This is a genomic window from Acidovorax sp. Root217 (assembly GCF_001428645.1).
GTDB lineage: Bacteria > Pseudomonadota > Gammaproteobacteria > Burkholderiales > Burkholderiaceae_C > Acidovorax.
This window is the reverse complement of record NZ_LMIH01000006.1, coordinates 514,499-528,043: the sequence shown is the minus strand read 5'-3', so window position 1 is coordinate 528,043 and position 13,545 is coordinate 514,499. Positions and strand designations below refer to the sequence as shown.

The following is a 13,545-nucleotide window of genomic DNA, read 5'->3' as shown; positions in this document are numbered from 1 at the left end:
TCGTTGGCTCCTTGAGGGTGTGGCAGTGCAGCGGTTGGCAATAATGGCCAGATGAAACCCGCAGCGCCCGCCCATACATGCCAGGTTTTCGGCTCGCCCTGGGAAGGTGTGTACAGCACGCACATCGAAAGTTCCCGCCACTATGGCAGGCATTGGCATGCCGTCTATGGCCTGGGGTTGCTCGACGATGGGGCACAAAGCTCGGCCAGCGGACGCGGCCCGGTGGATGCCTATGCAGGCGATTTGATCACCACCAACCCGGGCGAGGTGCATGACGGCCAGCCGCTGGGCGGCCCATCGCGCCGCTGGCGCATGGTTTACCTGGAGCCCCAGGTGCTGCACGCCATGGCCGGCGACCTGGCCACGGCATCGCCCCAGGGGCTGGCCCTGGCCCGCCCGGTGATCCAGCACGATACGGCGCTGCGCGACGCCCTGCACCAGTTGCTGCAGCGGCTGGCGCACGGCGGTACCACGCCGCAGCACAGCACGGGCGTGGCCGCCCTGGCTTGCGAGGAAGCCCTGGTGCACACCTGTGCCCTGCTGCTGTGCCGCCATGCCAACGCGCAGCGCCTGCATGCAGCCGGCGCCGACGTTTCGGCCGAGGTGCGCCGCGTGCGCGACTGCCTGGCGGATACGTCGCAGGCACCGCCGACGCTCACCCAACTGGCCGCCATGGTGGGTCTGGGCAAGTACCAACTGCTGCGCCGCTTCACCCAGGCCTATGGCCTGCCGCCCCATGCCTGGCTGCTGCAGCAGCGCGCCGAGCGTGCCCGCAGCCTGGTGCTGCGCGGCGCCAGACTGGCCGATGCCGCAGCCGATTGCGGCTTTGCCGACCAGAGCCACATGACGCGCATCTTCGCGCGGCAGTTTGGCTTCACGCCCGGTGCCTGGCAGCAGGCCACGGCGGGAAGGCGGCGCTGGCCGCTGCCGCAATAACGTTCAAGACCCTTCGCGCCCGGGAATCCACACTGCCTGCAGTTTGACAACACAGGCAAGGCGGTATGCGATGGGAATCTCGGAATCATGGAAAGGCCAGCTGCTGTGCAGCCTGGCCATGGTGCTGGTGGGCAGCACGGTGGTGGTCAGCAAGGTCATCGCACAGGACATCGAGCCCTTTGCGGCCACCGTGCTGCGCCATGCCCTGGCCCTGCCGGTGTTTCTGGCGCTGATGCGCTGGCACGGCCAGCGGCTGCCACGGGTAGGCCGGCGCGATGCGCTGCTGCTCACCGTGCAGGCGGCGGCGGGCAGCGTGGGCTACTCGGTGCTGCTGATCCTCGGGGTGTCACTCGCCAGTGCCTCGGATGCGGGCATCGTGGCGGGCACGCTGCCTGCGGCGGCCGCCCTGTTCTCGGCACTGCTGCTGGGCGAGCGGACGGGCCTCAGGCTGGTGCTGTCCATTGCACTGGCCACCGCAGGGGTGATGGCCGTGGCTCTGGCGCCCGAGAGCGCACCCCCTGGAGGCGCCAGCACCCGGCTGGCGGGCATTGCCCTGGTGCTGGCGGCCGTAGCCTGCGAGGCGGTGTTCATCCTGGCCAACAAGCGGTTGTCGCAGCCCATCCCGGCGCTGGCCCTGTCCACGCTGATGTCGGCGGGGGGTTTGCTGCTCTCGGCCCTGCCGGCATGGCTGGTGGCACAGGCAACGCCCTCCAGTTTCACGGTACCTGCGCTGGCCGGGGTGCTGTACTACGCCTGGGTGCCCACCGTGGGCGGTTTTCTGCTGTGGTACGCGGGCAGCGCCCGCACCAGTGGCGTGCGCGCATCGCTGGCCACCGTGTGGCTGCCGGTAGCGGCGCTGCTGCTGTCGGTGGTGTTCCTCGGTGAATCCATACGCAGCTGGCAGTGGCTGGGCCTGGGCTGCGTGGTGGCGGCCCTGCTGCTGGCCTCGCTGCCCGCAGCGCGGGGGCCCGGGGATTGAAGACGCGCGCTCAGCGCCCTACAACGGACCAGCCTGCATGCAGGTTGGTCTTGTCGTTCTCATACTCCCAGGCGGTGCCACAGCGGTCGCACTGGTAGCGGGTGAACGTGACCTGGCCATGGTCGCGGTCTTCCTTGCGGTTGCCGCGCTGCACCAGCTCGGCGTGGCCGGGGGCGCGGCGCCAGTTGCGCTGGATGCCCTTGCAGGAATCGCACAGCTCCATGGGCTTGAGCTCGGTCTGCCGTTCGTGGGGTTTGTTCATGGGAAAGCCTTGCCGTTCTTGGAATGGGGGGTGGTAGAAAAGTGGGGCACCGGGGCAGGGCCAACCCGCTATTGTCCCACCGCCCCGGCGCCTTGCAGCATCTTGGCCATGCGCGCATTGGCCAGGACCACGCCACGGCGCTCCACCTGCTGGCGCATTTCCACCGAAAAACCGCTTTTCGCGAAAAAGGGCTCGGCCGTGAGGCTCACGTCGGCCCAGAGCCGGTGGATGCCGCGCAGCGCCGCCTGGGCGTGGATATGGGCCATCAGTGCCCGCGCCACGCCCTGGCCCGCATGGGCCGGGGCGACGAAGAAATGGTCGATATAGCCCGTGGCCTGCAGATCGGTGTACCCGGCCATGCCCGTGCCAGCGTCTGTTTCCACCTCGGCGACAAAGGGCTGGTTGGCCTGCATCAGCGCGTTCCAGGGTACAGGGTCATACGCCATCGGCGCCCAGGCGTCCAGTTGCTCCGGGGTGTAGCTGGCACGGGCCAGGCCACGCACGGAGGCACGGAACAGGGCACGCAGTGCGGGCTCGTCGCCAGGGCGGAAAGCGCGGATCAGGACGGACATGGCAGCAGCAGGCAGGTGTAAGGGGCACCGATGCTACCCGAGGCGGGCACTACGGCGTGATGGCCATGCGCAAGCGGCGCGCAGCCTCTTCGGAGCGTGCATCCTCGATCTCGCGCAGCACGCCCTGCATGTCCACATCGGTGTGCTCTGGCGCATAGATGCCGGTGAGCGGCGTCTCGTTGGTCAGCAGCCCGCTCTGGTACAGGCTCCAGATCTCGGGGCCGTACTGGGTGGTGAGCAGCTCGGGGGCGAACTGGCCGAAGAAGTCGCGCAGGTTGGCCACGTCGCGCATCAGCATGCGCGGCGCGTGGTTGTTGCCGGCGGCGTCCACGGCCTGCGGCAGGTCGATGATGACAGGGCCGTCCGTGCCTTCTTCGCCGTCGGCACCGGGCAGGTGCGCCAGCAGGATGTTGAACTCCGAGAGGTCACCATGCACCACGCCCGCGCAGAGCATGCGCACGACCTCGGCGATCAGCGTGGCGTGGTGGGCGCGCGCCTGCTCGGGCGTGAAGGCCACATCGTTCAGGCGCGGGGCCGCATCGCCGTGGGCGTCGGTCACCAGCTCCATCAGCAGCACGCCATCGTGGAAGTTGTAGGGCTGCGGCACGCGCACCCCGGCAGCGGCCAGGCGGTACAGGGCATCCACCTCGGCGCTCTGCCAGGCGGCCTCCTGCTCCTGGCGGCCAAACTTGCTGCCCTTGGCCATGGCGCGGGCCGAGCGCGAGTTCTTGACCTTGCGGTTCTCGGTGTAGTCCACCGCCTGGCGGAAGCTGCGGTTGTTGGCCTCCTTGTAGATCTTGGCGCAGCGCGTGTCGTCGCCGCTGCGCACCACGAAGACCATGGCCTCCTTGCCGCTCATGAGCTGGCGGACCACGGTGTCGATCAGGCCTTCCTCGATGAGGGACTGGAGTCTGGGGGGTGCTTTCATCGGGCCTGTGCTGAAGATGGGATACCTCCCCATTGTCGCCGGGCAGGCAGCAGCCCTTGCTCCCGCCGTCCCAACGGCCCCACGGAGCGGCCTGGCCGTGCACGACAATCGCTGCACACCGCCCACCGCCAGACACCTCCAGGACACCACGCCGTGCACCATTTCGCGATCCCCTTTTTCACCCCGGCATGGCAGGGCGCTGTGCTCGCAGGCCTGTCGGCATTGGCCTTGGCGTCGCATGCGGCACCGGGGTTCCGGGAGGGGGCCTATGCCCAAGCGCCCGGCACTGCGGCAGTCTGCGTCAGCCGCAAGCAGATGGACCAGCTCACAGCCCCGACCTGGAAGCTGGCGATGAAGGAACGCGGCATGGACTGCACCGTCACCGAATCGGCGAAGCCCATGGTGGGCCACGAGACCTGGAAAGCCGCGTGCACGGACCCGCGCAGCAAGGACGCCCGGCACCAGTACCAGTTCACCGTGCATGCCAACAGCGAGCAGATCGTCATCGACAGCCGAATGGCAGACGCTGCGGGTGACCTGGAGATGAAGAACGCCTTTCTGGGCACCTACCAGGGCGCCTGCACGGCCAACATGCCGCCGCTGGACGAATGGGCGTACCTTGATGGCACCTATGGCATGGGTGCCCCGGCACAGGCCGATGGCGCGCGCAAGGCGGTGGCCATCGAGCTGATCCGCTGCGGCAATGTGTTCAACGGGCTGTCGCTGACGGTGGCCAAAGGCAAGCAGGAGGGCATGCGCACCGCCGCCGCGGCCATGCTCGAAGCTGCCGTGGAGCTGTACCCCGCAGAAGGCAGCTTCCATAGGGACGAGCTCAAAAAGTCGGCACCCCTCGTCTCGGCTGAACTTGTCGGATCCTCGGCAGAAAAGAAGTTTGCGCTGTACCAGTCGTGCAGCGCCTACCTGCAGCCCGACGGCATTGCCCAGTCGGTCAAGGAGCGCAGCGCCGCTGCAGGCGCCACGAAGTAAAGGCTGGCGAGTCAGGCCCGCGCTGGAAGGCGCAGCGTCTCCAGGCGCTGGTGCACCTCGTCGCCCAGGTCCACGGGCAACTGGTGCTTGGACTGCAGGTAGTGGTTGGTGTACACGTCGAGGTAGGCCTCGAGCGTCTGCGCGGCGTGGGTCTCACCCGCCAGCTCCATGCACAGCGCGGCCACTTCGGAAGTGCAGAAATGGTCCTCGCGCGTGGAGCGGCGCAGGCGGTAGCGCGAGAGCTGCTCGGGTGCGAGGCTCAGCACCGGAAACGCATCGATGTAAGGGCTCTTGCGGAACATCTTGCGCGCCTCGGGCCAGGTGGCGTCGAGCAGGATGAACAGCGGGCGCCTGCCGCCCTGCACCGGCTCCACCGCCGTCACCACGCGCTCGGGCGCCACGAACTCGCCGGGGAACACCACGCAGGGCTGCCACTGCGGATCGGCCAGCAGGGTGAGCAGGGCTGGGTCGACCTCGGTGCGCGCCCAGCCGAAGGCCCAGGTGTCGGCCACCACGTCGGCGATCAGCCAGCCGGTGTTACTGGGCTTGAGCGGCTCGATGTCGGCCATCAGCAGGCACACGCCTGCCTGCGGAGTGAGCAGCGGACGCAGGGCACACAGGCAGTGGCTGGGCACCAGGCGGCAGCCCGGGCAGCGCTCGCCGCGCGGTCCGCCCCGGGCGAGAAAAGGCTTGGCCGCACGCGCCAGGCGCGCCGCACGCAGGCGCGACACGGCGTGGGGCATCGCCGGCACGGGCATGGCAGCCGTCACTGGCCGCCCGCGTGCTCAAGCGCAAACAGCGGCAACTCGGTCTTGGGGCTCAGCCACACACCGCCACCCAGCTCGGTGAAGCCCTCGGCCAGCGTGCGGCGGTACAGCTGCGCAGGGTGGCGGAACATGCGCGGGTCGGTCAGCGTCTCGTCCACGATGTCCTGCTCCCAGTCTTCGCGCGTGACGGCCTCCACATACAGGGCGCCGCGGCTGAGCCGGGCCAGGTTGCGCAGGGCCGTCTGCACGTCGGTCTCGTTCAGGTAGGGCAGCACGCCTTGGCAGATCACCAGGTCGTAGGGCGTGCGCGCCTTGTAGTCGACCACCGAGCCCTGCTCCCAGCCAAAGCGGCCGCACAGATACTCGCTGAATTCCACGCCGTGAAAAGTCGCTTGCGGAAAGTGGCGCGCGACCAGGTCGCGCCACAGCCCGATGCCGCAGCCCACATCCAGCACGCGTTTCACCGGCACGCGCAGGTACTGCAGGTAGCTGCAGACGAAGGCACCAAGCCGCTCGGTGTGTGCGGGGTCCACCACGCTGGTCTTCTTGTTGAAGTAAAAGCGCTCGTAGTAGGCCGCATCGAAACCATCGGCACCGGCACTCTGGCCTGCATTGCTTGCAGATGTCACTGCCATTCCTTGTTCCTTGGCGGAGGGACCGCCTTGCGCTGGAGTATCGCCGAGGGTGGCCACCCGCCGTGGTTCGCACTCCCTGCGCCACGGCACAATGGGACACAGCCCTTCATGGATCACGCCTGACCGCCGATGCACCTGATCAATTGCCGCTCCCCGCACCTGTCCATTGCGAGGCACTGCACGCTCTTGTTGCTGGTGTGGTCGCTGATGCTGCTGGCCGCCTGCTCCAGGCCACCGCCTGCGAACGCGGCCCAGGCCTTCTCGTGCGAGGACACTCGCCAGCTGCGGGTCTGGCGCGCCCGCATCGGAGACAATTTCGCGGCCGTGGAACACCTGACCAGCACACACGATACCGAGGCGGCGGACCCTCTTGCCACCATGCGCCGGATGCGCGACCTGCATCTGCAATTGCGCCAGTATTTCCTGACCGAACCCATGCCCGACTGCATGCAGCACGCCGTGCGCATCTACGTGGACGGACTGGAGCCCCTGGCGCGCAGTGGCGAGCGAGACAAGGACCTGCTGGCCTCGATGCGCAACGTGGGCACCACGGTGGATCGCTTCACCGAAGCGGTGAGGGCGGCGAAGCCGCAATGGGCCCGAGAGGCCCAGGAGGCCCAGAAGGCCCAGAGAGCGGCGTCCATGCCGCGCTGACCCGGGGCGTGTTGCAGGCTATTTGCCCGGGGAGGCCGTCCAGACGGGATTGAGCAGACGTTCCAGCCGCGCGTAGGAGGCTTCGAGCCGCACCAGTGCCTGGTCGATAAGCTCGTTGGTCATGGTGATCCTGGTGCCGTTGGTCTCCACGGGCTTGCCCTTGGAAACGGCCACCAGCGAATCGCGGAACTCCTTGTCCCGGGCCAGCACGGAGTCGGTGGCCAGGTTGCGCATGCGCATCATCTCCAGGCGCGTCTTGAGGGCCGACTCGTAGCTCTTGTCCACCACCGGCTTGCGCTGCTTGATGCTGGCCTTGTAGCTCACCACGGTGGCGCGCTCGAGCTCGATGTTGTTCTTGAGCGCAAAGGCCACGCGCTCCATGGCGCTGCGGCTCACTGCGGCCTCGGGGTCCTGAAGGCCGGACCAGAATTCACGGTGCACCTCTTCGGTCAGCACGGCACCTTCCTTGAACATGGACATGATCACGGTCTGGCGCTCGGCGTCGGTCTGCGCCGCCATGGCCACCGGGGACAGGGCGGCAAACGACAGGGCAAGGACCAGGCCGGCACGCAGGCATTGCTTGCGGAAATTCATTCGGAGATTCTTTCGAGAGTCGGTCAGCGAGAAAGTCGTGCACTATGCCACCGCTGCAGTGGCTGCGAGAGCGACTCAAGTATCCGCGTGTAACGAACTCCCCCGCAGCCGATGGCCCTCACGCAGCAGGCTGCAGGTACTGCTCCACCAGTTGCCGCTGCGCCGCAGCATCCACCCCGAGCACGTCCACCAGGTAGGTCTGCACGCCGCCATAGTCCTGGTCCACCATGTGCAGCGCAGCGTCGAGAAATTCCTCCTGCACGCGCCACAGCACGGCCAGCACCTCCTCGGGCGCGTGGCTGCCCATGCCGGCGGGGCGGCGGTAGAGGTTGTTGGTGAGCAGGTAATCCTGCATCACGGTTTCGCGCGGCACGCCCAGGGCCATCAGGATGAGGGCGGCTGCAAAGCCGGTGCGGTCCTTGCCGGCGGTGCAGTGGAACACCGTGGGTGCGTCGCTGGCCAGCAGCAGGCGGAACAGCTCGGCAAAGCGCGGTGCGTTCTCGTGCACGAAGCCGCGGTAGGTGTCCTGCATGAGAACCACGGCGTCCTGCGCGGTGAGCGCACGGCCGGTGGCCTGCAGCTCCAGCGCGCGCTGCACCACGGTGGGCTCGATGACCAGCGGGTGGTAGGCCACGCCGGGGATCGCATAGGCATAGGCCGCGCCCTCGGCCTTGCCGCGAAAGTCGATGGCGCGGGTCACGCCCAGCTCGGCCAGCAGGGCCTGGTCGGCCGGGGTCAGGCCGGCCAGGTGGTCGGAGCGGAAGATGCGGCGCCATTTCACGGTCCGGCCACCCTGCCCGGCATAGCCGCCCAGATCGCGGAAGTTGGTGGCGCCGGCCATGGGAAGAGAACGGGCGGGGTCTTGTTGCATGGCAGTTCGGACAGGAAGGGCTGGGGAGGGTGCCTGAGCTTATACGACACCCAGGCCCCCTGCCTGTCGCGCAGGCAGTAGCCCTGCGGCTCAGGACCACGGCCTGAGAGGGCGGCCTTTAAAGTGCGCGGCGGCTCGCGTAGCGCACCACCGTCACGCCCGCACGCGCCTGTCGCACCGAGGGCATCACCAGCACGCAGTCGTCGTAGGGCGTGGTGACGGGCACACTGTCGTTGTCGCCAATCACGGTACCGGCCTTGGCGATCACTTCCAGGCCCGTGTAGGGCTCCACGAAGCGGAAGGCGCTGCTGGTGGCCACCACCGGCCCGGTGACTTCGAGCGCCCACTGGCGCGGCGCATCGGGCAGGCGCCAGCCGGGAAACTGCCGGGCCAGCGCATCGGCATCGAGCACACCCGACTGTTCGATGAAACGCACGCACTGGTCCTGCGCCACGGCGCGGCTCGCCGGGTCTCCATGGAAGCCGCATTCGATGAGCAGGGAGCGGGTGTCCCCACCCTGGCCCACGCCATCCCCGTCACCCAGACCGAAGCGCCCGTAGTCGCGCATGCGCACGCCGTCCTTGTGACCGGCATCGACCACGATGTGCTCGGGCGAGCGCATGGCACGCGCCAGTTGCAGGTTGCGCGGCTGTATGCCGGTGAGCAGGAGCGGCGCCGAGGGCTCGTGCATGGAGTGGATGTCCAGCAGCCAGTCGGCCTGGGCCACGAAGGGGCGCAGGGCTGCGGCACGGCGGCGCTCGATGGTGTCGCCAGCGTCAATGCGCTCGTCGAGCCATTGGCGGTTGAGGTCTTCGTCGGTGAAGCGCGAAGCATCGTGGCTCAGCGGGTCGAACCGGTCGAAGGCTTCGATGTTGCAGAACGCCAGCGTGAGCTTTCCGCGTGCGGGGCGCAGCCCGGCTTCCAGCAGGCCCTTGAGGGCCCAGGCACCGCACAGCTCGTTGCCATGCACCAGGGCGCTGATCATCACGTGGCGGCCGCCCAGGCCCGAATCGAAGTGCCAGACGCCTTCGGTGCCGGTATTGCCCGCGCGCCAGGCGCTGATGTCGGGCGCGGGCAGTTCGAAGACCAGGGGCTGCGGGGATGTCGTCACTGCAGTCATGCCCATCATTCCTCGATCTTGGCGAACTCGACGATTTTCTTGTACTTGGCCACCTCGGCCGCCAAGTACTGGTCCAGGTTCACATTCGTGGCCGCCACGGTGGAGCCGCTGGCCTCCATCTTCTTACGGAAGTCGGGCGATTGCAGCGTCTCGTTGAGCGCCTTCTTGATCTTGTCGAACACCGGCTTGGGCAGGTTGGCCGGGCCGAGCAGGGCGAACCACACGCCGATGTCCACACTCTTGAACTGGGGCGATTCGGCCAGGGCAGGGATATCCGGGGTCGCAGCGGACCGCTTGGCCTCGGTGGTGCCAAGCGCGATCACCTTGCCACTCTTGATGTGGGGCAGGCCGCTGGAGAGCACGAACACGCCGTACTCGAGGTTGTTGCCCAGCAGGTCGTTGGTCAGCGGCGCTACGCCCCGGTAGGGGATGTGGGCCATGAAAAGCTTGCCCTGCTCCTTGACCATTTCACCGGCCAGGTGCAGCGAGGTGCCCACGCCCGAGCTGCCGTAGCTGTACTTGCCAGGGCTCTTGGCCACCTTCTGCGTGAATTCGGCGACGTTTTTCACGCCTGCACCGGTGGATGCCACCAGCACCAACGGCTGGGAGGCCACGAGACCGATGGCCGTGAAATCCTTGACGTCGTACTTGACCTTCTTGGTCACCAGCTTGTTGATGGCAATCTCGTTGCTGGCACCGACCAGCAGCGTGTAGCCATCGGGTGCGGCGCTGGCCACCTTCTGGGCACCAATGGAGCCGCCGGCTCCGCCGATGTTCTCGATCACCACCGGCACGCCCAGCTTGGCGCCCAGTTCCTGCGCCACCGCACGCCCTGTGAGGTCGGTACTGCCGCCCGGCGGATAGCCCACGACGATGGTGATCGGCTTGGAGGGGAAAGCGTCCTGCGCCAGAGCCGGGGCCACGGCGAAGCAGGAGGCCAGGGCACACAACAGTGCGGTGCGGCGAGCGAAATGGGTCGGGTTTTTCACAATGGGACTCCTGATCGGGTGGGGTTTGGGGCTTGGTATGTAAGCCATTGTGAGAAAGTAGCCATGCCATCATGGTGCCGAAATGGCACCGATCCGTGCCGTCTTGGCTCGACTGCAGTTGCGCTCAGCGTTGCGCGAACGCCTGCCAGAACGCCTCGGCCAGCGGCATCAATCGGCGCTTGGGGCGGTACAGGCGCACATCGAAGCGCACCTCCATGCGCGCATCGCCTGCCAGCGCCAGGCGCTGGGCCTTGCAGTCGGCATGCACCAGGGACCACGGCAGCCAGGCCACACCGACCCCGCGCAAGGTGTATTCGTACAGGGCATCGGGCGAGTCGCATTCCACCACGCGCTGCAGTCGGGGCGCATGGGGGTGGTTGGCCAGGTGGTCCTCCACCAGCCGGCCCAGGGCAAGCTGTGGCGCATAGGCCAGGTAGGCCGTGGCGGGACCTCCGGGCTCAAAACGGTGTTGCGGTAGGCCCTGGGTGGTCGCGCGCGACACAGGCACCATCCGGTCACTGGCCACCGTCACGTGGCTGAACTGCCGGGCATCGAGCCGCACGGCCAGGGCGGTGTGGTGGTAGACCAGGGAGAAGTCGGCCTCGCTGCGCTCGAGCTGAGCCACCGTCTCGGCCAGGGAGCCGGTGCGGATGCACAGCTCGCTGGCGTGCAGTGCGCGCGGCAGCCGCACCAGCCAGTCGGCCAGCAGGGTGCGCGCCAGCGTGCGGCCCGTGACGATGGTCACGGTGCGGGCGGTGCGCCCGGCCATGCTCTGCATTTCTTCGTGCGACTGGGCCAGGCTGCGGGCCATCTGCCCGGCCGTCTCCAGGAAGCGCTTGCCGGCGGCCGTCAGCGTCACCGGGCCACCGCCCTTTTCCACCAGGGGCGTGCCAGCCCATTCCTCCAGCGCCCGGATGCGCCGCCCGAAGGCCGGGTGGGTGACATGCCGCAACTCGGCCGCGCGCGTGAAGCTGCGCTCCTGAGCGAGCACGATGAAATCCTCCAGCCACTTCAGTTGCATCGAGGGATCCTTGCCGTGAACGCTGCGCGCGTGGACGCACGGGCCTGCCGCGCGCCGGGGGTCATCAGCCGCGGGCCGCTTCCAGCACCGCCCGGGTGCGCTCGGCTTCGGTGCGCGCCGCGGCGGCAAAGTCCTCGCCACCCGAGGCATAGAGGATGGAACGCGACGAGTTGACGATGATCGGCCCGCCCTCGCGCAGGCCGGCGCGCACGGTGGCCACCGCGTCGCCACCCTGGGCACCGACGCCCGGGATCAGCAGCGGCAGCGTGGGCGCGATGGCGCGCACGCGCTCGATCTCCTGCGGGTAGGTGGCACCCACCACCAGGCCGAGCTGGCCGTTGCGGTTCCACGGGCCCTGGGCCAGGCGCGCCACGTGCTCGTACAGCAGGGGCTGGCCTTCCACGCTGGCCAGGCGCTGGATCTGCAGGTCGTCCCCCCCGGGGTTGGAGGTGCGGCACAGCAGGAAGGCACCCTTGCCGTGGTAGGCCAGGTAGGGTTCGATGGAATCGAAGCCCATGAAGGGCGACAGCGTGACCGCGTCGGCACCGTAGCGCTCGAACGCCTCCTTGGCGTACTGCTCGGCGGTGGAGCCGATGTCGCCGCGCTTGGCGTCCAGAATGACCGGAACATGCGGCGCGTTGGCACGCATGTGCTGCATCAGGCGTTCGAGCTGGTCTTCTGCCCCGTGGGCGGCAAAGTAGGCGATCTGGGGCTTGAAGGCACAGGCCAGGTCGGCCGTGGCATCGACGATGGCAGCGCAGAAATCGTAGATCTTGCGGGGATCGCCCTTGAGCGCGGCGGGAAAACGGGTGGGCTCGGGGTCCAGGCCCACGCACAGCATGGAGTTGTTCTGTGCGGACGCGTCGCGCAGCATGTCTAGAAAGGTCATGGGGCCCGATTTTAGGCGGGCCCGGCCCGGGAAAGGGCTGGCGGTGGTGCCTTCATCCCTGCGAACCCCTCGCACGGCCGCAAAAAAGGCCGTCGAAACGGCCTTTATCAGCGCGCGATAAGTGCAACCAAATTCATTAATTTGTAACTGCGCGTTTTTCCAATATCTCGAAAGCCGGCAGCGTTTTGCCTTCCAGCACCTCCAGAAACGCCCCCCCGCCGGTAGAGATATAGCCCACCTGTTTCTCGATCCCGTATTTGGCGATGGCGGCCAGAGTATCTCCCCCCCCGGCGATGCTGAATGCAGGCGATTCGGCAATGGCAGCGGCAATCGCGCGCGTGCCATTTTCGAAGGCAGCGAACTCGAACACCCCCACCGGTCCGTTCCAGACGATGGTGCCGGCCGACTTGAGTTTTTCGGCCAGGCGGGCGGCCGTTTCGGGTCCGATGTCCAGGATCAGGTCGTCGGCACCGACGTCGGCGGCCGCCTTGACCGTGGAGGGAGCATCGGCGGAGAAGGCCGTGGCCGTGACCACATCGGTGGGGATCGGCACGTCGGCGCCACGGGCCTTCATCGCAGCCATGACGGCGCGGGCTTCTTCCACCAGGTCGGGTTCGGCCAGGCTCTTGCCGATGGGCAGGCCGGCGGCCAGCATGAAGGTATTGGCGATGCCGCCGCCCACGATGAGCTGGTCCACCTTGTCGGCCAGGGCCTTGAGGATGGTGAGCTTGCTCGACACCTTGGAGCCGGCCACGATGGCCACCAGCGGGCGCTGGGGCTGGGCCAGGGCCTTGGTCAGCGCGTCGATCTCGGCCGACAGCAGCGGGCCGGCGCAGGCGATGGGCGCGAACTGGGCGATGCCGTAGGTCGTGCCCTCGGCACGGTGGGCCGTGCCAAAGGCGTCGTTCACGAAGATATCGCACAGTGCGGCCATCTTGCGCGCCAGCTCTTCCTTGTTCTTCTTCTCGCCCACGTTGAGGCGGCAGTTCTCCAGCAGCACGATCTGGCCGGGGGCCACGCTGACGCCGTCGACCCAGTTGGAGACCAGGGGCACCTCGCGGCCCAGCAGTTCGCCCAGGCGCGCGGCCACAGGGGCCAGGGTGTCCTCGGGCTTGAACTCGCCTTCGGTGGGGCGGCCCAGGTGGCTGGTGACCATGACGGCGGCGCCGGCGTCCAGCGCCATCTGGATGCAGGGGATGGAGGCGCGGATGCGCGTGTCCTCGGTGATGGCGCCACGGTCGTCCTGCGGCACGTTCAGGTCGGCACGGATGAAGACGCGCTGGCCTTGGGCCTTGCCCTGGGCGCACAGATCGGAAAAGCGGAGGATGTTCATGCGAAAAG

Annotated in this window: 16 protein-coding genes; 4 read left to right on the top strand and 12 right to left on the bottom strand. The window is 67.9% G+C overall.

What is annotated here, in order from left to right; genetic code table 11:
• The first annotated feature begins 51 nt into the window (after nt 1-51).
• Both ASE31_RS06410 and ASE31_RS06405 read left to right on the top strand, forming a co-directional pair.
• Complete coding sequence (locus tag ASE31_RS06410; protein ID WP_057200677.1) at nt 52-936, top strand: AraC family transcriptional regulator; 885 nt, start codon at nt 52-54, stop codon at nt 934-936.
• Nucleotides 937-1,006: 70 nt separating this feature from the next.
• Nucleotides 1,007-1,915 carry a DMT family transporter gene (locus ASE31_RS06405; protein ID WP_082604042.1) on the top strand — a complete coding sequence of 303 codons (909 nt, stop codon included), beginning with the start codon at nt 1,007-1,009 and terminating at the stop codon, nt 1,913-1,915.
• Between the two features lie 10 nt (nt 1,916-1,925).
• Here ASE31_RS06405 and ASE31_RS06400 read toward each other — a convergent pair whose 3' ends face one another.
• The 3 genes from ASE31_RS06400 to ASE31_RS06390 form a co-directional block, all read right to left on the bottom strand.
• The gene (locus ASE31_RS06400; protein WP_057200676.1) at nt 1,926-2,177 is read right to left on the bottom strand and encodes a hypothetical protein; all 252 of its coding nucleotides are present in this window, start codon (nt 2,175-2,177) and stop codon (nt 1,926-1,928) included.
• A 68-nt stretch (nt 2,178-2,245) separates the two neighbouring features.
• Entirely contained in the window at nt 2,246-2,749 is a 504-nt protein-coding gene (locus ASE31_RS06395; RefSeq protein WP_057200675.1) for a GNAT family N-acetyltransferase, read from the bottom strand.
• A gap of 49 nt (nt 2,750-2,798) precedes the next feature.
• The gene (locus ASE31_RS06390) at nt 2,799-3,677 is read right to left on the bottom strand and encodes a PA4780 family RIO1-like protein kinase (RefSeq protein WP_057200674.1); all 879 of its coding nucleotides are present in this window, start codon (nt 3,675-3,677) and stop codon (nt 2,799-2,801) included.
• Between the two features lie 153 nt (nt 3,678-3,830).
• Between ASE31_RS06390 and ASE31_RS06385 the strand changes: the two genes are divergently transcribed.
• The gene (locus ASE31_RS06385; RefSeq protein WP_057200673.1) at nt 3,831-4,664 is read left to right on the top strand and encodes a hypothetical protein; all 834 of its coding nucleotides are present in this window, start codon (nt 3,831-3,833) and stop codon (nt 4,662-4,664) included.
• Nucleotides 4,665-4,675: 11 nt separating this feature from the next.
• Here ASE31_RS06385 and ASE31_RS06380 read toward each other — a convergent pair whose 3' ends face one another.
• Nucleotides 4,676-5,422, bottom strand: a complete 747-nt coding sequence (locus tag ASE31_RS06380) for a tRNA-uridine aminocarboxypropyltransferase (protein WP_369819435.1) — start codon at nt 5,420-5,422, stop codon at nt 4,676-4,678.
• A gap of 8 nt (nt 5,423-5,430) precedes the next feature.
• The gene (locus ASE31_RS06375) at nt 5,431-6,066 is read right to left on the bottom strand and encodes a trans-aconitate 2-methyltransferase (protein ID WP_057200672.1); all 636 of its coding nucleotides are present in this window, start codon (nt 6,064-6,066) and stop codon (nt 5,431-5,433) included.
• Between the two features lie 129 nt (nt 6,067-6,195).
• On the opposite strand from ASE31_RS06375, the gene ASE31_RS06370 reads away from it, so the two are divergent.
• Nucleotides 6,196-6,720, top strand: coding sequence for a hypothetical protein (locus ASE31_RS06370; RefSeq protein WP_057200671.1), 525 nt, complete (start codon nt 6,196-6,198; stop codon nt 6,718-6,720).
• Between the two features lie 18 nt (nt 6,721-6,738).
• On the opposite strand, the gene ASE31_RS06365 is transcribed toward ASE31_RS06370, so the two are convergent.
• The 7 genes from ASE31_RS06365 to ASE31_RS06335 all read right to left on the bottom strand — a co-directional run bounded on the left by ASE31_RS06365 (nt 6,739) and on the right by ASE31_RS06335 (nt 13,537).
• Nucleotides 6,739-7,314: a hypothetical protein gene (locus ASE31_RS06365; protein ID WP_057200670.1), complete on the bottom strand. Its 576-nt coding sequence runs from the start codon at nt 7,312-7,314 to the stop codon at nt 6,739-6,741.
• A gap of 118 nt (nt 7,315-7,432) precedes the next feature.
• Nucleotides 7,433-8,185 (bottom strand): tyrosine-protein phosphatase, encoded by a 753-nt coding sequence (locus ASE31_RS06360; RefSeq protein WP_057200669.1) that lies wholly within the window; start codon nt 8,183-8,185, stop codon nt 7,433-7,435.
• A 118-nt stretch (nt 8,186-8,303) separates the two neighbouring features.
• Nucleotides 8,304-9,305: a succinylglutamate desuccinylase/aspartoacylase family protein gene (locus ASE31_RS06355; RefSeq protein WP_057200831.1), complete on the bottom strand. Its 1,002-nt coding sequence runs from the start codon at nt 9,303-9,305 to the stop codon at nt 8,304-8,306.
• A gap of 5 nt (nt 9,306-9,310) precedes the next feature.
• On the bottom strand, nt 9,311-10,342 hold the full coding sequence (locus ASE31_RS06350; protein WP_369818179.1) for a Bug family tripartite tricarboxylate transporter substrate binding protein: 1,032 nt from the start codon (nt 10,340-10,342) through the stop codon (nt 9,311-9,313).
• Nucleotides 10,343-10,418: 76 nt separating this feature from the next.
• Nucleotides 10,419-11,315, bottom strand: coding sequence for a LysR family transcriptional regulator (locus ASE31_RS06345; protein WP_057200667.1), 897 nt, complete (start codon nt 11,313-11,315; stop codon nt 10,419-10,421).
• 64 nt (nt 11,316-11,379) lie between these two features.
• The gene (gene pyrF, locus ASE31_RS06340; RefSeq protein ID WP_057200666.1) at nt 11,380-12,204 is read right to left on the bottom strand and encodes an orotidine-5'-phosphate decarboxylase; all 825 of its coding nucleotides are present in this window, start codon (nt 12,202-12,204) and stop codon (nt 11,380-11,382) included.
• 136 nt (nt 12,205-12,340) lie between these two features.
• Nucleotides 12,341-13,537, bottom strand: a complete 1,197-nt coding sequence (locus ASE31_RS06335) for a phosphoglycerate kinase (RefSeq protein WP_057200665.1) — start codon at nt 13,535-13,537, stop codon at nt 12,341-12,343.
• Between the last annotated feature and the right edge of the window lie 8 nt (nt 13,538-13,545).